The sequence below is a fragment of the Pseudodesulfovibrio sediminis genome, from assembly GCF_020886695.1.
Classification (GTDB): Bacteria; Desulfobacterota; Desulfovibrionia; order Desulfovibrionales; family Desulfovibrionaceae; genus Pseudodesulfovibrio; species Pseudodesulfovibrio sediminis.
The window spans coordinates 3,474,396-3,496,484 of record NZ_AP024485.1; the positions used below are offsets into that span (position 1 = coordinate 3,474,396).

General features: G+C 54.6%; 19 protein-coding genes and 2 tRNA genes. 3 read left to right on the forward strand and 18 right to left on the reverse strand.

All coding sequences use genetic code 11. The annotated features are described in order from the left end of the window. Position 1: 1 nt before the first annotated feature. The 10 genes from SRBAKS_RS16300 to SRBAKS_RS16345 all read right to left on the reverse strand — a co-directional run bounded on the left by SRBAKS_RS16300 (position 2) and on the right by SRBAKS_RS16345 (position 9,895). Complete coding sequence (locus SRBAKS_RS16300; RefSeq protein ID WP_229591953.1) at positions 2 to 985, reverse strand: bifunctional riboflavin kinase/FAD synthetase; 984 nt, start codon at positions 983 to 985, stop codon at positions 2 to 4. A gap of 66 nt (positions 986 to 1,051) precedes the next feature. Then, positions 1,052 to 2,482 carry a M48 family metallopeptidase gene (locus tag SRBAKS_RS16305; RefSeq protein WP_229591954.1) on the reverse strand — a complete coding sequence of 477 codons (1,431 nt, stop codon included), beginning with the start codon at positions 2,480 to 2,482 and terminating at the stop codon, positions 1,052 to 1,054. 134 nt (positions 2,483 to 2,616) lie between these two features. Beyond that, positions 2,617 to 3,864: a transcription termination factor Rho gene (gene rho, locus SRBAKS_RS16310; RefSeq protein WP_283816568.1), complete on the reverse strand. Its 1,248-nt coding sequence runs from the start codon at positions 3,862 to 3,864 to the stop codon at positions 2,617 to 2,619. A 471-nt stretch (positions 3,865 to 4,335) separates the two neighbouring features. Next, positions 4,336 to 4,851 (reverse strand): CarD family transcriptional regulator, encoded by a 516-nt coding sequence (locus tag SRBAKS_RS16315; RefSeq protein WP_229591955.1) that lies wholly within the window; start codon positions 4,849 to 4,851, stop codon positions 4,336 to 4,338. 81 nt (positions 4,852 to 4,932) lie between these two features. After that, a complete protein-coding gene (pth, locus tag SRBAKS_RS16320) occupies positions 4,933 to 5,550 on the reverse strand; it encodes an aminoacyl-tRNA hydrolase (RefSeq protein WP_229591956.1) in 618 nt (205 codons plus the stop codon). Positions 5,551 to 5,675: 125 nt separating this feature from the next. After that, the gene (locus SRBAKS_RS16325) at positions 5,676 to 6,329 is read right to left on the reverse strand and encodes a 50S ribosomal protein L25 (RefSeq protein ID WP_229591957.1); all 654 of its coding nucleotides are present in this window, start codon (positions 6,327 to 6,329) and stop codon (positions 5,676 to 5,678) included. 78 nt (positions 6,330 to 6,407) lie between these two features. After that, entirely contained in the window at positions 6,408 to 7,346 is a 939-nt protein-coding gene (locus SRBAKS_RS16330; protein WP_229591958.1) for a ribose-phosphate diphosphokinase, read from the reverse strand. A gap of 29 nt (positions 7,347 to 7,375) precedes the next feature. Further along, positions 7,376 to 7,450: transfer RNA gene (locus SRBAKS_RS16335), tRNA-Gln, on the reverse strand. Positions 7,451 to 7,554: 104 nt separating this feature from the next. After that, entirely contained in the window at positions 7,555 to 8,427 is an 873-nt protein-coding gene (gene ispE, locus SRBAKS_RS16340; RefSeq protein ID WP_229591959.1) for a 4-(cytidine 5'-diphospho)-2-C-methyl-D-erythritol kinase, read from the reverse strand. Between the two features lie 46 nt (positions 8,428 to 8,473). Beyond that, positions 8,474 to 9,895 (reverse strand): Do family serine endopeptidase, encoded by a 1,422-nt coding sequence (locus SRBAKS_RS16345; RefSeq protein ID WP_229591960.1) that lies wholly within the window; start codon positions 9,893 to 9,895, stop codon positions 8,474 to 8,476. 239 nt (positions 9,896 to 10,134) lie between these two features. Here SRBAKS_RS16345 and SRBAKS_RS16350 point away from each other — a divergent pair, with 239 nt between their 5' ends. After that, positions 10,135 to 10,881, forward strand: a complete 747-nt coding sequence (locus SRBAKS_RS16350; protein ID WP_229591961.1) for a substrate-binding periplasmic protein — start codon at positions 10,135 to 10,137, stop codon at positions 10,879 to 10,881. A gap of 56 nt (positions 10,882 to 10,937) precedes the next feature. Continuing rightward, a tRNA-Arg gene (locus SRBAKS_RS16355) sits at positions 10,938 to 11,014 on the forward strand. An 81-nt stretch (positions 11,015 to 11,095) separates the two neighbouring features. Here the strand turns inward: SRBAKS_RS16355 and SRBAKS_RS16360 are convergent. Both SRBAKS_RS16360 and SRBAKS_RS16365 read right to left on the reverse strand, forming a co-directional pair. Continuing rightward, a complete protein-coding gene (locus tag SRBAKS_RS16360; protein ID WP_229591962.1) occupies positions 11,096 to 11,755 on the reverse strand; it encodes a class I SAM-dependent methyltransferase in 660 nt (219 codons plus the stop codon). Positions 11,756 to 11,927: 172 nt separating this feature from the next. Further along, positions 11,928 to 14,876: a sensor histidine kinase gene (locus SRBAKS_RS16365; protein ID WP_229591963.1), complete on the reverse strand. Its 2,949-nt coding sequence runs from the start codon at positions 14,874 to 14,876 to the stop codon at positions 11,928 to 11,930. Positions 14,877 to 15,021: 145 nt separating this feature from the next. Here SRBAKS_RS16365 and SRBAKS_RS16370 point away from each other — a divergent pair, with 145 nt between their 5' ends. Next, the gene (locus SRBAKS_RS16370; RefSeq protein ID WP_229591964.1) at positions 15,022 to 15,942 is read left to right on the forward strand and encodes a YceI family protein; all 921 of its coding nucleotides are present in this window, start codon (positions 15,022 to 15,024) and stop codon (positions 15,940 to 15,942) included. Positions 15,943 to 16,008: 66 nt separating this feature from the next. On the opposite strand, the gene SRBAKS_RS16375 is transcribed toward SRBAKS_RS16370, so the two are convergent. The 6 genes from SRBAKS_RS16375 to SRBAKS_RS16400 all read right to left on the reverse strand — a co-directional run bounded on the left by SRBAKS_RS16375 (position 16,009) and on the right by SRBAKS_RS16400 (position 22,034). Then, the gene (locus SRBAKS_RS16375; protein ID WP_229591965.1) at positions 16,009 to 17,679 is read right to left on the reverse strand and encodes a DEAD/DEAH box helicase; all 1,671 of its coding nucleotides are present in this window, start codon (positions 17,677 to 17,679) and stop codon (positions 16,009 to 16,011) included. A 288-nt stretch (positions 17,680 to 17,967) separates the two neighbouring features. Next, positions 17,968 to 18,186, reverse strand: a complete 219-nt coding sequence (infA, locus tag SRBAKS_RS16380) for a translation initiation factor IF-1 (protein WP_163810014.1) — start codon at positions 18,184 to 18,186, stop codon at positions 17,968 to 17,970. A gap of 91 nt (positions 18,187 to 18,277) precedes the next feature. Further along, positions 18,278 to 18,541 carry an RNA-binding regulator gene (rbp, locus tag SRBAKS_RS16385; protein WP_229591966.1) on the reverse strand — a complete coding sequence of 88 codons (264 nt, stop codon included), beginning with the start codon at positions 18,539 to 18,541 and terminating at the stop codon, positions 18,278 to 18,280. Between the two features lie 353 nt (positions 18,542 to 18,894). Beyond that, entirely contained in the window at positions 18,895 to 19,194 is a 300-nt protein-coding gene (locus SRBAKS_RS16390) for a hypothetical protein (RefSeq protein ID WP_229591967.1), read from the reverse strand. A gap of 11 nt (positions 19,195 to 19,205) precedes the next feature. After that, the gene (locus SRBAKS_RS16395) at positions 19,206 to 20,741 is read right to left on the reverse strand and encodes a sialidase family protein (RefSeq protein WP_229591968.1); all 1,536 of its coding nucleotides are present in this window, start codon (positions 20,739 to 20,741) and stop codon (positions 19,206 to 19,208) included. A 6-nt stretch (positions 20,742 to 20,747) separates the two neighbouring features. Next, positions 20,748 to 22,034 carry a phenylacetate--CoA ligase family protein gene (locus SRBAKS_RS16400; RefSeq protein WP_229591969.1) on the reverse strand — a complete coding sequence of 429 codons (1,287 nt, stop codon included), beginning with the start codon at positions 22,032 to 22,034 and terminating at the stop codon, positions 20,748 to 20,750. Positions 22,035 to 22,089: the final 55 nt, after the last annotated feature.

The window sequence follows — 22,089 nt, forward strand, 5'->3', positions numbered from 1 at the left end:
ATTATCCTGCGTCTGGACCAGAGCCCAGATAAGGGCGGGTCAGTTTGATGGCTGCGTCGGGCTGGGAAAGGATCTGACGGCCCAGTTCCACATCCGTGCGGATGCGTTCTTTCAGTTCGTCGATGCCATTGAATTTCTTTTCGTCACGGATGCGTTGGACAAAGTGAACGCGAATGTCTGTACCGTATAAATCACCGGAAAAATCGAGGAGATGGGCTTCAACAGACAGGGCGTCATTGCCGAAGGTGGGGTTCTTGCCGATATTGGCGACCCCCATATACGGCTCTCCTTCCACTTCGACCCAGATGGCGTACACACCGGGTTTGGGAAAGAGCTCGTCCACCAGTTTGAGGTTGGCTGTGGGGAAACCGAGGAGCTTGCCGCCCCTGTTCATGCCGTGCACCACTTCGCCCTTGATCTGATAAAAACGTCCAAGCAGCGGGCGTACAGGCCAGACTTTGCCAGCCTGGACCAGGTCGCGAATGCGGGTGGAGCTGACGATGGCGTTGTCAATGGACACCGGGTCCAGTCGGTCCACAGTGAATCCGTGTTTTTCCCCGAGCTGGCTCAAGGTCTCGAAGTCTCCTGCGCGTCCCTTGCCGAGGTGGTAATCGTATCCGATGACCAGCTCTTTCATGTTCAGTCCGTCCACCAGATATTTCATGACGAATTCTTCGGGCGAGAGTCTGGCCATGTCCATGTCGAACTTGAGGAGCAGGCAGACCTGGGGGCCGTACTGCGAAATGAGTTCGATTTTCTGTTCTGTCAGGGTGATGAAGGGCGGCGTCTTGTCTGCGCGCAGAACCCGGAGTGGGTGGGGATCGAAAGTGACCACCACGCTGACGAGGCCGCGCGCCTTGGCGCGTACGCATGCCATTTCGATCAGTTTCTGGTGCCCTTTATGGACTCCATCGAAGTTGCCGATGGTCACGCATGAGCCGGCAATGGAGTGTGCTAAATCCTGTAAAGTGTGTGCGACGATCATTTGATTGGTGTCCCGTTGAGAAAGAAGAGCAACCTACGCCAAAAAGTTACGGTGTACAAGGCTTGCCTATTTCTTGATTTTGGAGCGCATTTTGATCACTTCATCGAGTTCCTTGAGTTCAGCCTTCTGGTCTTCGGATTGGGCCAGATGTTCTGCCTGCTGGTAATGTCGGCGAGCTTTGCCAAGGTCCATGGAATAGGCTGCGGAATAGGCCAGGTGCAGGTTTCCACCGAATATGTCCCCTGATTCTCCAAGGATCATGCCCAGTTGATAGTGCACTTCCCAGTCCTCCGGTACGAGCTTGGCAACCTTGCGCATGTTGGTTGCGGCCTGAACATACTGCTTGGCTTCGGACTGGAGTCGAGCCAGGTAGAAGAGGGCCAGGGCGTCACGCTTGTTCTTGATGACTGCTTTTTGGAGCAGGCTGAACGCTCTTTTCTGCTCGCCTGTCTTGAAATAGAAAATACCGGCTTCACGGACAATGATCGCATCCTCCCCGTCAAGACTCAGCGCCTTTTGAAAGGCTTTCAGGGCGTCATCGCTGCGCTTCAGACGCTGCAGGGTAACACCGAGTCCCATATAATCCATGGGCGTGTATTCTGTCTTGGGCTTGTCATTCCAATAGGCCAGCGCAGTCTCTGCGGGAGACATCTTTGACCGGACAAGCACCTGGATCTTCTTGAGTCGCTCATTGTTGTCCTTGCGGTCCAGCAGCGTCTTGGGCATGCGCGCGATTCGGTCATTGAGATAGGTGATACGCTCGCTGGTGCCCGGGTGAGTGGAGAGGTAGGACGGCATCTGAGAACTGGTGTCGAACCATCTGTTCTTCATCATGATTTCAAATGTCTGGGGCAGGCCTTCGGGGTTGTACCCCGCCTTGACCAGAGAGTTGAGGCCGACATGGTCCGCTTCACGTTCATCTTCCTGTGAGTACTGGAGCATCGCCGCAGTCGCCGCGCCCGTGGATCCCATCATGATCGCGGACCCCATCTTGGCGGCGTTTTCACCACCGCCAGCCACGCCCAGAAGCAGACCGGCCAGCACTCCTGCCGTGGAAAGGAGTGAAATCTTTTTTTGTTTTTCCAATCGGCTGGCAACATGGCGTTGAGAGACATGGGCGAGTTCGTGCGCGATGACTCCAGCCAGTTGGGATTCGGTCTTCACAGCCTGTATCAAGCCGGTGAAAACATAGATGAAACCGCCCGGAATAGCGAAGGCGTTGAGCAGTGGGTTGGACACGACAGCGCTTTTGACGCGAAAGGGCATTGGGCGTTTGCCGGTCATGACGCGTGCCACGACCTCGCCCACATAGTCGGTAATATAGGTATCTCCCACCATGGGCATCTGGCTGCGGAGAATGATGTCGAAGTTGCTGCCCATCTCGTTTTCCTGACGGATAGTCAACTTCTCTGTATCAAAGGGGTTTGCCAGCGCAGGGGTGATGACAAGGAACAGGGCGGCCAGCAGCGCCGGCAATATGGTGAAAACACGCTTCATGGTGGTATTCCTGTTGGAGTGATTCACTCGTATTGTAATCATTTGGGCATGCATGGCAACCATGGGAAGAAAGCGGCACAAAAAAAGAGGGCAGGACCAGTCTGATCCTGCCCTCTTTGTCAGTATGAGTGAGGCTACCGTGCCATGGAATCCAGGAATTCACGGTTGTTCTTGGTGCCTTTCATCTTGCCGCGCAGGAATTCCATGGAGTCGATGGAGTTCATGGGGGAGAGGAGCTTGCGCAGAATCCAGACGCGGTTCAGCACGTCTTCTTCAAGCAGCAGCTCTTCCTTGCGGGTGCCGGAGCGGTTGATGTCAATGGCCGGGTACACGCGCTTGTCGGACAAGTGGCGATCCAGATAAATCTCCATGTTGCCGGTTCCCTTGAACTCTTCGAAAATGACTTCGTCCATGCGGGAGCCGGTGTCGATGAGAGCTGTGGAGATAATGGTCAGGGAGCCGCCTTCCTCGATGTTGCGAGCCGCGCCAAAGAAACGCTTGGGGCGTTGCAGGGCGTTGGCGTCAATACCACCGGAGAGCACGCGACCGCTTGACGGGGTCACGGCGTTGTATGCGCGGCCCAGCCGGGTGATGGAATCGAGCAGGATGACGACGTCACGCTTACGTTCCACCAAACGCTTGGCTTTTTCAATGACCATGTCCGCTACCTGCACGTGGCGCTGCGGAGGCTCGTCAAAGGTGGAGGAGACGACCTCGGCCTTGACTGTGCGCTGCATATCCGTCACTTCCTCGGGCCGCTCATCAATGAGCAGTACGATGAGGTCCACCTCGGGGTGGTTGGCGTTGATGGAGTTGGCGATGGTCTGGAGCATGATTGTCTTACCGGTGCGGGGCGGGGCCACGATGACACCGCGCTGGCCTTTACCGATGGGAGACAACAGGTCGATGATGCGAGCGGAATAATTCTTGTCACCATTCTCAAGCCGAAGCTGTTCTTCGGGGTAGAGCGGAGTCAGGTTGTCAAAGAGCACTAGATTCTTGGAGTGCTTGGGGTCTTCGAAGCCGATTTCGGAGACACGAAGCAATGCGAAATACCGTTCACCTTCCTTGGGAGGGCGAATCTGGCCAGAAACGACGTCACCCTTGCGGAGGCCGAAGCGGCGAATCTGGGAAGGGGAAACATAGATGTCATCCGGTCCGGCCATGTAGCTGTACATGGGGGAGCGCAGGAATCCGAATCCGTCAGGCAGGATTTCGAGAACGCCTTCGCCAAATATCTGGCCGTCCTGAGAGGCGCATTCCTGCAGCAGTGAAAAGATGAGCTCCTGCTTGCGCATGGTGGAGGGGTTTTCCACCCCGTACTCCATGGACAAATCAGTGAGGTCCTGCATGGACTTGAGTTTGAGTTCGGTTAGGTTCAGGCTGCCGCCATTCCCGTTACCGTTGCTGGAAGGGACTTTGTTGTGGGGTTTGCTCTTGGGCTTTGCGCCGCCTTTGGGAGCGACGTTGCCTTTTTTGGGAGCTTTACTTTTAGGCGCGACATTGCCTTTATTAGGCGCGCCTTTTGTTCCTTTGCTGTCGTTGCCAGTTTTTTTAATGGCCATAGGTGAAATTTGGGTTTGAGGTTGGGTGATGAAAAGAAAGGTGTATTTATAGTATATGTATGATCTCAGAAAATCCTGAGAATTATGGCTGGTATAAAATAAAAAGGGCGGAGTAGGCTTGTTCGATCGATCAGTCAGGTCGTGATATGAAAAAGCATGCCATTTTTCAAGTTGCGCAAACAGCCTTAAGGGTCATCAAAAAAATAAATGGTAGTGGGAAATATAATCAAACCGCGAAGCGGCATCAAGAATGGAGTTATCGTAAAAGAGGGATTTTGACAAGCCCTGCTAGTCTTTTTTCTCCTGAGCTTCAATGACATCTGCGAACATTTCGTTAATGGCGTCTTTAATCTGCTCCTGAGTGCGGTCAACAGAGTATGCCAGTTCCATGGAAACCAGGCCCATTGCTTGTTCGAGCAGACGGCGTTCACCAAAGGACAGTTCTTTGTCCTTGCCTATGAGGAACAGCTCTTTGAGCACATACGCCACGTCTGACAGATCGCCGCTTTTGAGCTTCTCAGAGTATTCGCGGTAACGACGGTTCCAGTTTTGACCCGTGTAGCCGGTAAATTCACTGCGATCATCAAGAGATTCGAAAATTGCCTGACCGATGCGCTTGCTGCACACGGAGCGAAGCCCCACATTCTCGGCATTGGCTACAGGGACCATCAAGGTCACGTTGTTGCTCAAGATGCGGACTATGTAAAAATCGGCTTTAACACCACCGATCTCCTGAGACTCGACACGTTCGACGCGGCCGACACCCTGGGAGGGATACACAACCAATTCATTTACCTTGAACACTAGGAACCTCGCCTCCGAAAAAACAATTTATTACATACGACAGAAAGACATCATATCGAAAACCGGGTGAAGAGTCCACGATTACTCGGATTCTTCTTCATTGAGGGAAAAGGAATTGATATGCTGGGTGGCAAAACCGATGCCACGTCGATACATGATGTCCAGACCTTTGAGAGCGTGAGCGATTATTTCGGGAAGATAGTTTACGGTTTCTGGCGCGAAAGGTTCCAGAACCCAGTCACTGATCGGTTTGTGTGGATCGGTGGGGCGCCCTACGCCAAGACGCAGACGGTAAAATCCCGGTGTACCGAGTCGATCCTGAATTGATTCCAAGCCGTTATGACCGTTGTTGCCGCCGCCTTTCTTCAATTTCATTCGTCCGACCGGCAGGTCGAGCTCATCATGGACGATCATGACATCGTCCGGTTTCAACCCATGGCGACCACAGATCTTTGACACGGCCTTGCCGCTCAGATTCATGAAGGTCATGGGTTTGGCCAGCAGGCGGTAGGCCCCGGCGAACTTCATCCGCCACAGCGCATAGTCTCCGGATTCCTCTATCTGCTCCAGGCGCATGGATTTGCGTTCCTGACCAAGAGCCAACAGCGCATCGACACACATGAACCCGATGTTGTGTCGGGTGTCTGCGTATTGGGGACCGGGATTGCCCAGACCTATGATGGCACTTTTATATTCCATGGCTCATGAATGCGGTTGTGGTGGGATGAACACAGAGGAGCTTATCAGGCTCTTGCCCGAGAGGCAAAAAAATCCCGGAGCGCGGATCCGCGCTCCGGGAAGACGTATCAATGGGTAACTCGAAACTATTCGGCTTCGCTTGCTTCGTCTTCTTTTGCACCGACGATAGCGACTTCAGCTTCTTCCTCGTCACCGACTTCATCTTCTTCAGAACCGCGCATTTCGTTGACAGCAACGACTGCGTAGTTCTCGTCGAACAGCGGGCTGACGCCTTCGGGGAAGGTGACTGCCTCAATGTGAATGGAATCCATGATATCCAGTTCGGTGATATCGATGGTGATGGATTCGGGAATGTCCATGGGCTTACAGATAACTTCGATGCTGTCTCGGTAAAGCTCAATCTGGCCGCCAAGCTTGACGCCCTTGGATTCACCGATGAGTTCGAAGTGGACTGCGACCTTGATTTCCTGGGTCAGGTCAACACCAAAAAAGTCGACATGCTCGGGCACGCCTTTGACAGGCTCGTTGCGGACACGCCACAGCAGTGCAGGCATGGTTTCGGTCTTGCCGCCACGGTCCAGAACCAGGTCGAAGACCTGTGCGGTGCCGAGCTGGGCGTATGCTTTCTGCAGGGGGACCATTTCGACCTTGACCGGGATGTTGACGCCCTTGGCATCGTAGTAAATTCCGGGGACCATGCCGGTGGCACGGAGACGACGGTTAGGGCCTTTGCCCAGTTGAGTGCGTTCTTCAACGTTGAGTTTCAGCAGTTCTGCCATGAGAGTTTCTCCTTTTGCGCCCTGGCCGTCACCTTTTGACGGACGCTCGCGCATCAATAGGTTTGCGGGATAAATCCCTTATACGAAGAGTACGGACACGGACGATTCCGTGTGTACATTGTTGATTGCTTTGGCCAGCAGGGAAGCCACGGAGCGCTGTTTGATCTTGGAACAGGCCTGGGCCTGTTCGTTCAGCGGGATGGTGTCGGTGACAACCACCTCGGAGAATGCGGATTCTTCCAGACGCTGGATGGCGGGGCCGGACAGGACCGGGTGCGTGGCGCAGGCCATGACGTCCTTGGCGCCGTTGTCCATGATGACGTTGGCAGCGGCGCACATGGTGCCGGCGGTGTCGATCATATCGTCGATAACCACGGCGACCTTGTCCTTGACGTCACCAATGATGTGCATGGCCTTGGCCTGATTGGGAGCGTCGCGGCGTTTGTCCACGATAGCCAAGGATGCGCCGAGGCGTTTGGCATAGGCACGGGCGCGTTCCACGCCACCTGCATCAGGGGAAATAATGACGAAATCCTCGTCGCGGTCACGCAGATGTTCCATCAGGGCGGGGGCGGCGAACAGGTTGTCCACCGGACAGTTGAAGAAGCCCTGAATCTGTCCTGCGTGCAGGTCGATGGTCACCAGTCGCTGCATGCCTGCCGTGGAGAGCAGGTCTGCCACCATCTTGGCTGAGATGGGAGCGCGGGGGACGACCTTGCGGTCCTGACGCGCATAACCGAAATACGGCACCACGGCGGTGACGCGGGATGCGCTGGCGCGTTTGAGTGCGTCCAGCATCAGGCAGAGTTCAATGAGGTGGTAGTTGACCGGCGAACAGGTGGGCTGCACAACGAATACATCGTCGCCGCGGACGTTCTCACCAATCTCAATGCGGATTTCCCCATCGGAGAAGCGTTCGCGCAGGACCGGGGAAGACTTGGTCCCCAAATGTTCACAAATGGCATCAGCCAGTTTGGGGCTTGCAGATCCGCTGATGATCTTCAATTCGCCGTGCATGACTACCTCATTATAAGATTATAAAAAAATGGCTGGGGCGGAAGGATTCGAACCCTCGAATACATGGACCAAAACCATGTGTCTTACCACTTGACGACGCCCCAGCAAAAAAAATGTCGATAAACGGCCAATCGCGGTGTTGCTGTGTGCAATTCAGACCCTTGTGTGCCTGAATACGCAGCGGTTGACCGGTATCTCTGATGGAGACCTATTGGCATTCCATCGTAAAAATTTCAATCCCGTCCTTTTCAAGGGCCTTGGCAGCGAACGTAGCTGTAACCCTGTCAGGAAACAGGCCGAACAGGGAGGCCCCGGATCCGCTCATCGCAGCTTTTTTCGCACCATATTCAAGGAGGTTATCCTTGATTTTTCGAAGTGTCGGATGCGCTTCGAAAACAACCGGCTCAAAGTCATTGACCATGTCCGCGGGCGAAACGGGAGCTGGATTCTTATTACCAGATTCTTGGGATGTCAAGGATTCTGCGATATTTGGAAATCCATTCTTTTCATCCCAGCATTTAAATGCCCAGGGGGTGTCCACGTGTATATCCGGGCAGGCGATCAGCAGGGTCATCCCTGTCAGATCCACTGTTGCCGGGGTCAGCACTTCGCCTATTCCTCCGGCCCAGGCCGGGCCGTCCATGAGGAAGAAAGGAATGTCAGCACCCAGGGTTGCCGCCAGAGCGATCATTTCATCCTGGGACAACGCCTTGTCGCCGGCCTCGGAGTTGAGCCATTTGAGCATTGCCGCACTATCAGAGCTGCCGCCGCCGAGTCCGCCGCCCATGGGGATGTTCTTGGTCAGGGTAACAAAAATGCCCGGCTGGAATCCCGTGGCAGCCCCGTAGGCTTTCCACGTCTTGTATATGAGATTGGAGGTCGTCTCCAGTTCGGGCCTTTCCGGGCAACGGATATAGAAATGGTCATCGTGTCCCGGTTCTATTTTCAGCAGATCGCACGGCACGTCTACCGGATAGAATAGCGTACGCAGCTCGTGGTAGCCATCCTCTCGTAGGCCGAGAATCTCCAGGTGTAAATTGATCTTGGCCGGAGCGACCAGAGTAGCGGGGGTGATTGGCATAGGCGATCCCAAGAAAAAGGGGCTCCGTGAGGAGCCCCGATGAGTGTTAGTCCAGAGGCAGGGCGACAAAGCTGTTTTTGCCCTGTCGCTTGATGAGCAGCATGACCGCTCCACGTTTCTTGTCACGTTGGATCACGCCTTCAAGTTCTTTCACGGTGTTGACGTCCTGCTGGTTGGCCTGGATGACAACATCACCCTGACGGATGCCTTCTGCTCCGGCAGCGGCGTTGGGGTCCACTGAGACCACGAGCAGGCCCTGTGTCGTTTCCAGACCCAGTGCCTTGGCTTCCTGGTCGGTAATGGATTTCAGCGCCATGCCGAGCACTGCCTTGGCCTCTTTTGGCTTTTGCATTTCAGGGGCCATGGATGCCATGGTCTTTTCACCGCGCTGTCCGAGGATGACGGTCTTCTTGACGCGCTTTCCACTTCTCCACAACACGAGACGGGCCTTGTCGCCGGGAGCGAGGCCTGCAATACGCTGGAGCAGTTCATTATTATCAGCGATCTTGTGTCCGTTGACTTCAAGAATGACATCGCCTTGTTTGACGCCGCCCTTGTCAGCCGGATGGCCTTTGCCCACGGAGGCAATCAGCGCGCCTGTGGTTTCGGGGAGGCCAAGGGCCTTGGCCTGGGTGTCGGACACCCGTTGGATGGTTACGCCGAGCCAGCCGCGCTGGACAACCTTGCCCTGTTGCAGTTGGGCGATGATCTTTTTGGCCTGGGAACTGGGGATGGCGAAGCCGATATTTTCGGCAGCCGCGTTGATGGCCGTGTTGATGCCGATGACTTCTCCCTGCATGTTCAGCAGGGGGCCACCGGAGTTGCCCGGATTGATCGAGGCGTCGGTCTGGAGAAAGTTATCGAACGGACCTGCGCCGATGATACGGTGTTTGGCAGAGATGATGCCCGCAGTGACCGTGTTGTCCAGGCCGAACGGGTTACCGATTGCCAGAACCCATTCGCCGACTTGGATGGCGTCCGAGTTGCCCAGGGCGAGTGTCGGCAGTTTATGACCTATCTTGATCTTCAGGACGGCCAGATCGGTTTCCTGGTCCGCGCCCACGACTTCGGCCTCGTACGTGGCTTTGTCATTCTGGAACCGGACAGTGACCTTGTCCGCGCCATTGATGACGTGGTTGTTGGTGACTATCATGCCCTCGGGAGTAATGACAAAACCGGAACCCTGACCAAGTTGTTTGCGAGGCTGGCCTTGAGGTTGGCCGAAAAATTTATCAAATCGATCGAAAAACTCACGGAACGGGTGTCCCTCCGGAACCTGCTGGCGAAAGAGTTCAGCCTGTCCGTCGCCACCGGTGGTGGTCCGTTCCGTTGAGATGAATACGACGGCTTTGCCGGCCTTGGCGGCCAGTTCCGTGAAGACAGGCAGGCCGTTATCCGCCTGTACCATCATCGGGACAGCCAGGGCGATGGTTAGAGTGAGTATGAAATTGTGTAGCTTATGGGTCATGAATCCTCCAAAAGGGATATGGAAAACAGGAGTGCGCAGAATAAAGTCGCACTGATGGACTATATCCCTTTTTTTGTCGATGTAAATAGTGTGAATTCGATTGCACATGAATTTGTCGTTTTTTTTGTTTTTTTGATGGAGAAATATCCAGTTTGTTATATAAGTCCATATACTGTGCATTTTTGCATTGATGGTACCGAGTCCCTATCAGTCTGGAGGAAGGCGTGTATGGAGCTGGTATGATGCGGATTGTGAAGCTGGTCCTGATTGTGCTCTGTTGGAGCGCTGTCATCTGTCCTGTCGCCGGTGCGGCGGAGCCACTGCGTTTTACTACTTCCATCAAACCTCCTTTTTCCACCGTTGACAAAACCGGTTTTTTTGACGTCCTCATCAGTGAGTTGAGTCAACGCATACATACGACTATTGAAATAGTGAGGGTGCCGCCGGCTCGGGCGCTGGTCATGGTCAACGAGGGACTCAGTGACGGCGAATTGCCGCGCATAGCCGGATTGCAGGAAGAATTTGAAAACCTGATTCTTGTGGAGGAAAAACTCCTTGATTATACCTTTGTCGGATTCACCTGGAAGGAGATGGAAGTCGATAAGTGGGAAGACCTTGCCGGAAAGAATGTCGGTTATCTGATAGGGTGGCGGATTTTCGAGCACAACGTGCCGGAGACGGAACAGGTCTATAAGCTGCGTATGCCGAAGCTTCTTTTTGAGATGCTTAACGCAAAGCGGATTGATGTGGCGCTGTACGAGCGGTATGCCGGATGGGAGATCCTGAAAGGGGGCGCGCCTCTCCCGGAAATTCATGAGCTGCCCAAGCCTTTGGCCGTGAAGGGAATGTATCTGTACATGAACAAGAAAAATGCGCATCTTGTCCCGGCCGTTACTCGTGCCCTGCGCGAGATGAAAGAGGACGGCACATATCAGCGGATATTCGACGCGACGCTGCATGTGGAGGAAGACATATATTTTCCGTAAGAACGAGTGTGAAGGCTTGCCTTTTCAAGTCCTGTCGGCTAGGAAACATTCCCCGTGGCCCCGTAGCTCAGTTGGATAGAGCACAGGATTCCTAATCCTGGTGTCGCAAGTTCGATTCTTGCCGGGGTCACCACCAAAAAAAATACCCGCTCTCAGATGAGGCGGGTTTTTTTGTGCTTGGCATAGTGCTCGGGGAACGGGAAGTACCGCTCGGTCACGGGCGACTCTCGCTGGGTCGGAGTGATTGTTTTTTTCGGCACAGGGCAATGGTCCAGGGGAGGGGGGTATGCACTTCCGTGACCTCGAACAGCTCGGACACGAAGTTGACAAATGCCCGTCTGCTCCAGTGCTGGAGATGACCGGGAGTGTTGCCCCAGTCTCTCAGGTATGCAAGGCGGACCATGTTCAAGGCCCTCCAAACGGGTTCGCGGGGAACGCTGAGCAGGCAGTGGGATTCGGTCAATGCATGCAGCTTTTCGAGTCCGGCGCGAGGGTCCTCAAGGTGTTCGAGGACTTCACAGCAGACAACCAGCTCTGCCTTGAATTCCTGATCGATCGGGATGTCGTAGATACTCATCTTTTCAAGCCGCACCCGTTTCGAGGAGACGTTTTTCCGCGCTGTTGCCAGTACGGCATCCGAGATGTCGGCACCGACAATGGTGGCCGCGGTGTTGTCCAGCGCGAGTTTGATCATCTCGCCTTCACCGCATCCCACTTCCATTATGGTGGAGGGGGCGAGGTCGGTCATGATCCGGGCTATGCGGGCATCGAACTGCCTGACGAGATAGCGGGAAACAGGATTTGATACGCCACGTTTCTCGGTGACGTTGCCGACCACGACTCCATTCTCTGTTGATATATTTGGTGATGCCATGCTTGTCGTCTGTGAATGAGGGTGAGGGGTCCGGGCAACGGTCGGTATTGAGTGTAGGGCCTGCCGTTGCTGCCTGCCGTAGACCGATTTCAGGGATCGGCCTTTCAGCGGGTTGTAATGGCTTTTGCTGTGCTTTGCACTGCTTTTCTTCAGCTAATACTGCGTGAGCGGGTCATCCACAGGCCTTTTCAGAGACTATCGCCGTTGGAAACGCCACGTAAAAAGCGCTTCCTTGTCCAAGGGTTGATTTGACCCATATCTGGCCGCCGTAGTGCTCGACGATTTCCTTGCTTATGGTCAACCCCAGTCCTGTCCCTTTTTCTTCGCTCTGTATGGTGTCACCCAATGCATACTTGTGGAATTTATCAAAAATATGCGGGAGTTCGTATTGAGATATGCCAGAGCCTGTGTCTGTGACAACAAAGTTCAGGTAGTCGGCCTTTTCTTCAACAGAGATGCTGATGTGCCCTTTTTCGGTGAACTTGTAGGCATTGTGCAGCAGGTTGATGAGTACCTGTTGAACCTTGTCAGGGTCAGCAATTATACAGCTGTTGGTCTCCTGTAGCTTGGTTATCAGCTCAATATCGGGATTGGCCGCGAAACCACCGGCAACCGTGCTGGCTGCCTTTTTGATGATGTCATTGGGGTTCAATTGATGATCATGCCATGATGCTTTGCCTGATTCGATACGGTTGATATCAAGAAAATCGTTGATGAGCCGTGTCAGGCGGTCTCCTTCGGTGTCGATAATATCGAGATTGGCGCTGATCCGTTGGCTCTTTTTGATGAGAGTATCCCCTTCACTCAAAGGCTGGAAGTGGCGTCTGAAATCACGTGCACACAGTTTGGCAAATCCGCGTATGGAGGTCAGGGGTGTGCGCAGCTCGTGCGAGACAGACGAGACCAGAGAAGACTTTATCTTGTCCAGTTCCCTGAGGCGTTCATTGGCCTCTTCCAACTGGGCAGCCTTGGCCTTGAGCTCGGCAGTGCGTTTATCGACCTTTGATTCGAGCTCTTCGTTGAGAAGGGTTAATTCCTCCTCAGTCGTTTTGCGTTGGATGGCCATGGCCGCCTGTTCGGAAACCGCCGTCATGAACGCAATGTCCGCATCCGCATATCTGTGGGAGTCGGTGTAATCTTGAACAGCCATGGCCCCGATCACCTTGCCACCGAGTTTGAGGGGAACTCCCAGCCAGACCTCGGGCAGGGTTCCAAGTACACCGATCTCTTGTATGATAGTGTTATAGTTTGAATCGTTTTTGGAAAAGAACACCGGAGAGCCTGTGCGAAAAATCTGAATAGTCAGGCTGTTTTTATTCGGGTCGCTGACATTGTCGATGTTGTAGTAATCATCAACTTCATCTTTGAAATACACAAAGTTCAGAGAGTCATTTTTGTCGTCGTACAGAGTGATAAAGAAATTGTTTGCGATAATGACAGCGTCGATGATGCTGTGGATGGTAGCATAGAGTTCCTGAAGGTCGCTGGCCTCGGTCACGGCGGTGGAGATGGCGTAGAGGGCATGGGTGGTACGCTCATTCATCTTCCTGGCGGTGATGTCATTGAGGAAGCCTTCATAGTAGAGGATCTCGCCTTCACCGTCGCGAACAACGCGCACATTTTCTGTCGTCCAAATATAGCTGCCGTCCCTGCGTCTGACATGCTTTTCGTAGTCGTTGAGCGCGTTCGTTTTCTCAAGGAGTTTCATGTACGCCATGCGATCCTCGGGGTTCAGCCATATCTGGCTGCCGATGTTGTTGACGTTGTTGGTCAGCTCTTCTGGAGAATCATAGCCAAGTATCCTTGCCATGGCCGAGTTGACAGAAATGAAGCGGCCTTCAGGGGTGCATTTGTAAATGCCGCTGCTGGCCTGTTCGATGAGTTCGCGGTATGTTTCTTCGCTTTCGCGAAGAGCCTGCTCCACCTGTTTCCTATCAGTGATATCCGTATGGGTTCCTGCCAGACGGATTACATTGCCTTCTTCGTCCTTGGAGCTGCCTCCTCGTCCTAAAATCCAGCGGATGGAGCCGTCCTTGTGGAACATGCGGTACTCCACCTCGAAGCTCTCAACCTCACCCGTTACGCATGTCATGTTCGCATTGAGAGTGTGTTGCACGTCGTCAGGATGGATGGCGTTTTTCCATGCCTCTGAGGTGTTCGGAAATTCCGTGTCGGAATATCCAATAATTTCTTTGTACCGAGCGGAATACCAGACTTCATCGGTTTTCAGGTTCCAGTCCCAGACACCGTCATTGGCGCCTCTGGTCACCAGTTCATATCGTTCTTCGCTGATCCTGAGCGCTGTCAGCGCGTCATCCTTGGCCGTGATGTCGATGAGTGAACAGATTCTGTCGTCGGTGTTGGGTATCACCCTGACAAAGAGGTTCACTTGTTTGAGCTCGTTGTTTTTTGTCAGAAAGGTAAATTCATAGTTGGTGGGAGCCTCTTCGTTCTTCTGCAACCGTTTCTTGTTAATGGCTTTCATGCGGGCAAGATCGCTGGGTGCGACAAAATCAGACCACCGCATTTTGCCTTCAATGTCTTCTGCTGTGTATCCTGCCAATGCTTCAAATTGAGAATTGCAGTTTTTGATGATGGAGTCCTTTTGGACAATGACCATGGCCGTGCCGGTGTTCTCGAAAAGTGTCTGATAGTAGTTTTCCGTTTTTTCGAGGGCGCTCTCAACTGTCCTGACTGGTGAAAGGTCAATGACAACGCCACGCAGCCCCATGATCTTGCCGTCATCCATGATGCGTTTTGAATAGACTTTGATGGGGAATTCATTGCCGTCTTTGCGTACCCCACGGTATTCCGCACCCATGTCGTCGTTTCCCTGTAGCACGTTGGCGATATTGACACGGGCGATTTTACGGGAGTCAGGGTGCATTGTGTCGAGGACATGCAGACCTTCCGCAAGGTCCTGCTGGGAAAATCCATAGGTATCAAGAGCGAATGTGTTGGCGTAGCTCAGGCGGCCTTTCATATCCATTTCGTAGACGCACAGAGGGAGACCATCCACTATCTGTCGGTAGCGGTTACATTCAGAATGTTGCGTATTTTTTCGAAGCTCTTCAAGTTCCTTGATGAGTTCGGCTTTGGTCTTATGCTCGTCTCTCTTCATGTGCCCCTCAAAAGATGTCATTGTCTTAATACCTATCAGTTTTATGGCGAATATCCAATTGTTTAATATTGGGGTTGGCAATGAATCCCATTTATCCCATTTTATATGCTATGATATCGGTAAAAGTATAACAGTTGGAGGCGTTGTGAGGCAGGCTCCCATTGAACAGGTGTCCCTTGAGGATGTGCAGACCTTTATCGGAGAAAGAAAGGGGATCGTCATCGATACCCTGGTGCAGGAACATTACGAAGCGCGTCATATCCCTGAAGCCGTGAACGCCTGCGTATATGAAATCATCTTTGTTTCCAGTGTCGCCGAAGTGGCGCCAGACAAGGAAAAACCCGTGCTTCTCTACGGCGCCGGTCCGCAGTCTCTGGACAGCATAACCGCTGCCGAAAAGTTGCAGCGAGAGGGATACACCGATGTGTCGGTCTTTTTCGGAGGCCTGGAAGAGTGGCGTGAGGCTGGTTTGCCCTTGGAGGGGCAGGCAACGGGTGAAGTGGCTTTGCCGCACCCCCATTTAGTGTTGTCGGACAGGCGGTATACGCTGCTTCCTGAAGAGTCGACATGTATCTGGGTAGGACGCAGCAGCACGGTCCGTCATCATGGAACCATCGGATTCGCAGACGGATACCTGGATGCCCAGGGCGATCTGTCTGCGCGGTTCACACTGGATATGACCTCCATTCAGAGCATCAATCTTGAAGGGGATGCGCTCAAACCCGTGCTGGAAATGCACCTCATGTCCGATGACTTCTTCTTTACCGCCATGTTCCCCACGGCGACGTTTGAAACCACGGCCATCAAGGTGGTCAAGGATGGGGAGGCCTCCCGGCCCAACGGTATGATGCAGGGGCTGCTCAGTCTGCGGGGCATGTCTCAGGACATCGCCTTCCCTGTGCATATCCGGAACCTGGAAGACGACAGGATCGTTGTGATCGGGGACCTGGATTTCGACCGCACCCAATGGGGCGTCATTTACGGCTCTTCGCGGTTTTTCGCGCACCTCGGCTATCACTCGGTGTACGATTTTGTTTCCGTGGATTACAGATTAGTGTTTGCCTGATCAGGGGCGTTTTGCGTCATGTATTGAAAAACCCCGCTCATCTGACGATGGGCGGGGCTTGTGCTATCAGTCCTTTTTGGGCGGATATTTTTTCTTGTAGGGGCGTTTGCCCTGCATGGGGCCGCCGCTCTTGTGGTATTTTCGACCATAGGGCGGTTTCTTCTTGAATTCCCCTTTGGAAATGAGGGGGCTGCCGTCCCGGCTGTTGACCTTGTTCATTACCTTGTCAGCCTCATGGCCGGGCACGGTGAACGTGGTCTTGTTGCCTTTTATACGAACGTGCTGGATGGCCCATGGTTTGATGTGGGCAGCTTCGGAAACGAACTCCACAAAAGCCTTGGGGTTCATGCCATGAGAGCGACCAAGGGCGCAGACGAGGTCCACGCGGCCACGAGGTGCTCCGCCGGGAGCGCCGGGGCCGACGGCATCGATCTCTCGATAGCTGGACTCGATCAATTCGTTGCCAAAGGAGTTCTTGAGCAGAGCGGCTATCACTTCAGCCGGATCTCTTTCGGCCAGGAGTTCCCGGGCCATATCCAGATAGGAGTTGTGCCCCTCGGTTTCCATGATGGCTTCCAGCTCGGCTACCACGCGGGTTTTCTTGGAATAGATGACGTCCTGGATGCGCGGCAGTTTTTCCTTCTTGATTTCGATGCCGGAGCTCTTGGAGATATACATGAGACGGCGGAATTCGTTGGGCGCGATGAGCGTGATGGCCACGCCTTCCTTGCCCGCGCGACCGGTGCGGCCGGTGCGGTGCACAAAGGTCTGCGGGTCCTGCGGGATGGCGAAGTTGACCACATGGGTCAGGTCCGGCACATCAATGCCTCGTGCCGCCACATCCGTGGCCACCAGAATGGTTGCCTTGCGTTTGCGGAAGCTGTTCAGGATCTTTTCACGCTGATTCTGATTGAGGTCGCCGTGAATGGGTTCGGACGGATAGCCGCGCTGGGTCAGTCTGGAGGCCACGAGGTCGGCGTCTGCACGGGTTCGTGTGAAGACCAGCCCGTAAAAGTCGGATTGGGCATCAATGACGCGGCAGAGCGCTTCGAAGCGATCGGAGTCGGCCATTTCGTGGAAGATCTGTCGGGTGAGCGGGGCATCGGATTTTTCCGGCTTCACGGTCACGACTTCATAGTCGCCCATGAATTCCTTGGCGATGCGCATGACTTCACGCTGCATGGTTGCAGAGAAGAGCAGGGTACGTCGGTCATCGTTGGCCGAGGCGAGGATCTCGCGCACATCGTCCACAAAGCCCATGTTGCACATTTCGTCCGCCTCATCGAGAATGAAGAAGTCGAGGTTGTCAATGTGCATGGTGCCCCGTTTGAGATGGTCCATGATGCGGCCGGGGGTGCCGACCACGATGTCCACGCCGCGTTTGAGCGCCTTGAACTGCATGTGAATGGCCTGGCCGCCGTAGACGGGCAGGACACGGATGCGTTTTCTGCCTTTGAGCGAATTGATCTCTTCGGCCACCTGGATGGCGAGCTCGCGTGTGGGCGTGAGGATGAGAGACTGGATATGGCGTGCCTGTTCGTCGGCAGCCTCGATGACAGGCAGGCCGAAGGCCGCGGTTTTACCCGTGCCTGTCTGTGCCTGACCCACGATATCCACGGCTCCGGTCAGGAGCATGGGGATGGTCAGTGCCTGAATGGGAGTGGGGGCTGTGAACCCCTTGGATTCAAGAGCCGTCAGCATTTCGTCTGACAGACCCAGATCCTTGAAACTGGTCATGATAAAGCCTTTTGAAAAATATTAAACGAGCACCCCAGCCCATGAACGATAACACATAAACCTACAGACGCACAGAAGCACAAACGCACAGGCGCATGAGGTCATGCTGGGAGAAGGTTGAGGGGGTTCGAGTTGTGAGAGAGAAAAGCCGGGCTTTCCTCTGACGTCATTATAGAGCGAGCATGCCAAGCATACTCGAAAAAAGGCCCGAGAGTTCGCAAATGCCGGTGCACTCGGGTTCGGCTCGTGCCTTTTTGTGTCGCTGTTCAACCGTACCAGACGGTGGGATTACCTCGGACGGAAGGTGATTCTACCGCGAGTGAGGTCATAGGGAGAGAGTTCGACGGTGACTGTGTCACCAGGCATGACGCGAATGCGGAATTTGCGCATTTTGCCGGAAATATGAGCGAGCACGGTATGCCCGTTTTCGAGTTCGACGCGGAACATGGCGTTCGGCAGCGCTTCTTCAACGGTGCCTTGAACGACGATTCCTTCTTCTTTTGCCATTAATGTATTCCTTTTGTTTGAGGCGACGGGAAAAGCCCGCCCTTTGGCCAGGGCGGGCTCAAGGTGTCGTAATGCGACTGAACGGCAGCGCTTACCAGCGCGGACGTTCGGGACGGGGACGGGCTTCGTTGACCTTGAGGTTGCGGCCACCGAAGTCAGAGCCATCCAGGCTCTCAATGGCTTCGAGAGCGCCCTGATCTTCCATTTCGACGAAGCCGAAGCCGCGGGGGCGACCGGTCTCGCGATCGTTGATCAATTTTACGGAGATAACTTCGCCGTAAACTTCAAATGCTGCGCGTACATCCTCTTCCGTGGAACTCCAGGGCAGGTTGCCCACATAAATGTTCTTAGCCATTACGTACTCAACTCCAAAATAAATAAGAAATAAGAATTCGGCGACATTTCGCCCGGTGAAATAATGGGGGGAATCGTAAAGCGGAAAAGCCTTTCTGAACCATCTGATCATTCCACCAATCGGCAATATCCCCGTGGATACACCGACTACTGTAGTAGTGGGGCTTACGTGGGGATGCGATATCCGTCAAGAAAAAAATTACATGATCTGGTGGAAGTCCTACGTGGCGGTATCCTTATTTTAATTATCAAAGAGTACTGCACTGCATCACCGGCAACGGCAGTACCCTTCCTGTTGTGCAGCAAGGGATAACCGTGTCTGTTCTTCTTGCCCGGACGTTCGGAGATGCCGGGTCAGATGACGAATTCCATGTCGCTGAAGAGTTTGTCGGGATCATATAACCCCGGATGCTCGGCAGCCACTTTTTCCATGGCAGGGAAAAAATTGTCCCATTCCATGACTTCGGCCACTTTCTTCTTGTCCACGAAGATCTTGAAGGTCGTGCCGCGGGGGCACTTGGTCAGATTGAGTTCCAAGACTCCCTCAGAGAGCATCTCGGTCCAGAACGCGGACCATGCGGTGCGGTCCCCTTCGGTTTTCTTGTACTTTTCAAAATAGGCTTCAAAGATCCGTTCGATATCCGCTCGTTCCATAGCGTCCTCTTTTATTTGAAGTCGTTCAGTGAAAACCAGGTCCCTGCGATGTGGGCAGAGTGCAGAGGCTCGTAGTCCTCTTCGGCCCCGCCGCCGTGGTGGTAGGCGCAGAAAAAATGTGTGTCGTCCAGCATGGCCCAGCCACTGTAGCCAAAGTCCGGGGCCGCCGCGTGCCGATCGTTACGCAGCTCCAGCATATGGTCGCGCACCCATTGGTCAGGCAGCCCGTCCTCGGCGTTCCATTGCCAAGTATACGCTCTCTCATAGGCCGGTTCAACGACATTCAGGCTGACACGTTTCCATGTGCAGTCCACGCTGTTTTCCTCAAAGGGATAGGGGGCGCCGAATATGATGGGACGGGTGTCTGCGTGATCGTCGTCCACTTCGATGGTCGTCTGTTCTTCGCCGTTAATAAACAGGGAGACCCGGCCTGCCGCATAGTCCAGTCGGATGGTGTTGAAGCCGGGTGTCATGGCAATGGGGGGGGATTCATCGCCGTCCGGCTTGATGGCGTCCGGTTGCAGTCGCCACCAGACACCCATGCGGATGGCGCACCCGTTTGTATCTGCTGCGTCCACTTTGACTTCTGCCTCAAGGCTAGCCGTGGCCGTGCGCGGGTCGGTCAGGGGGCGGAGAGCGTAGCGCACCACGGAGAGCTTGCCTTCCTCGTTGTGCACGCGCATGCCGTCCGGGGTGAAGGTCGGGTTGGTCGGATCGGCGGCCCGTCCGTGGACCCGGTAGCCGGACAGCAGGTCGTCCAGCGTGCCGAGCCATGCATTGGTTCCCCAGTCCGGTCCCACATTGCGGTAGGTGACCATAAGGCGCCCGTCCGGGATGCGGCCCATTGTGGGGCGATGCCCGATGAGTGGCGTGGGTACAGGGGATGACCAGGTGCGACCGTTGTCTTCGCTCAGGCAGGCGTACATCGGCTCGAATACAAAGCTGTTTTCACGCATGAGAGCGACGATGCGGCCATCGGGCAGTCGTGTCATGGACGCTTCGCACAAAACAAGATTGCGATGGGCGGCCAGAATGGAGGTTTCATTCCAGGTGTGTCCACGATCCATGGACCGGAACACGGTCTGTTCGGTGGGAGGCTGGCGGATGGCAGGGTGCTCCTCGTCACCGATATGCGAGTGCCCGGTAATCAGGTATCCGTCATCATCCAGATCCAGAACGCGGTCGAGCATGTCGCGCGTCAGCCCCGAGGCCTTGAAGGGCGTCCACGTTTCGCCATTGTCACGGCTGGTATGAAAAATATGCGAACTGTCTGAGAGGAGAATGGCGCCGTCAGGGAAGCGGAGCAGGCGCGGACAATGGCTGCGTCTGGAGTCGGGATAGATCGGGTCAGACCATGTGCGGCCATTGTCGTCACTGAATCGAACCACGGCCACACGTCTGTCAGGGCGGACATGCTTGTCCATTTCGTTGTAGACGACAACGAGGCGGCCGTGTGCGGAGCGGATGACATCCGGGAAGGCCATGTACTGCCCGTCTCTGCGGTCGATGATCACATGACGGGTCGGATCGTCTGACAGGCTTGGCATGGCAGCTTACTCTTCACCGCGTTCGTCTTGCACTCGTTTGGTTTTGGCAAAGCTGCGCGGCAGTTCGCCGGGGCCGAGAATCTTGACCTCTGAGCGGACCAGAATGTGTTTGCGGATCTCGGAGGCCAGTTGTTTGGCCAGATCGTCGCCGCAACAGGTCGCTTCCGGAGTGCACTCCACCTGGACGGCCATATGGTCCAGACCGTCCCGGCGGGTCAGGGAAATCTTGTACTCGGCTGACAATTCCTTGAAATCTTCCAGCACGGAGCCGATCTGGCCGGGGTAGATGTTCACGCCGCGGAAGATGAACATGTCGTCGCTGCGACCCATGATCTTGTCCATGCGGGGCATGGTCACGCCGCAGGAGCAGGTGCCGGGCAACAGGCGCGTCAGGTCGTGGGTGCGGTAGCGGACAAGTGGAGACGCTTCCTTTTGCAGGGAGGTGACAACCATTTCGCCCACTTCTCCGGGGGCGACCGGTTCCAGCGTTTCGGGGTCGATGATTTCGAGGATATATCGGTCGGCCCAGTAATGGATACCGTCATGCGCCTGGCATTCCAGCCCGGTGCCGGGTCCATAGAGTTCCGTCATGCCCACGATGTCGAAGCTGTCCTCCAGGCCAAGGGCTTCCTCGAACTGGCGGCGCATTTTCGGGGTGTGGGTTTCTGCGCCGAAAATTGCTTTCTTGAGATGGAGCTTGTCAAAGAGCCCTTGCTTCTGCACTTCTTCGCCCATGAGCAGGGCCATGGAAGCCGTGGAACAGAGACAGGTGGATTTGAGATCGGTGAGCATTTGGAGCTGTATTTCGAGCAGGCCGGGGCCAACGGGCAGGGCCATGGCACCGAATCGTTCACAGCCGAGCTGGAACCCTGCACCGGCTGTCCACAGACCGTAGCCCACACAAATCTGTACCCTGTCTTCCACGGTCAGTCCTGCCAGCTCGTAACAGCGGGCAAACATGTCCTTCCAGACATCAATGTCTTTTTGCGTGTAGGCGAGGATTTTGCGCTTGCCCGTTGTGCCGCTGGAGCCGTGGATGCGAACCACGTCGGCTTCGGGCACGGATAACAGGGGCATGGGGTAGCCGGATTTGAGGTCTTCAGCCGTGGTAAAGGGAAGCTTGCGGATATCGTCCAGCGTCTTGATGTCACCCGGCTCCACGCCGGTCTTCTTGAAACGGGCCTGATAGAACGGGCTGTTTGCGTAAACATGGCTTGCCGTCCACTTCAATCCGGCAAGCTGGATGTCTGCGATCTGTTCTTCGGTCAAATTCGGTATGAAGCGATAGTCCATCAAGAGCTCCCTTGTGTGTGCATTGCGGCTGCGTACCCTTGTGTCGGCCTACGAA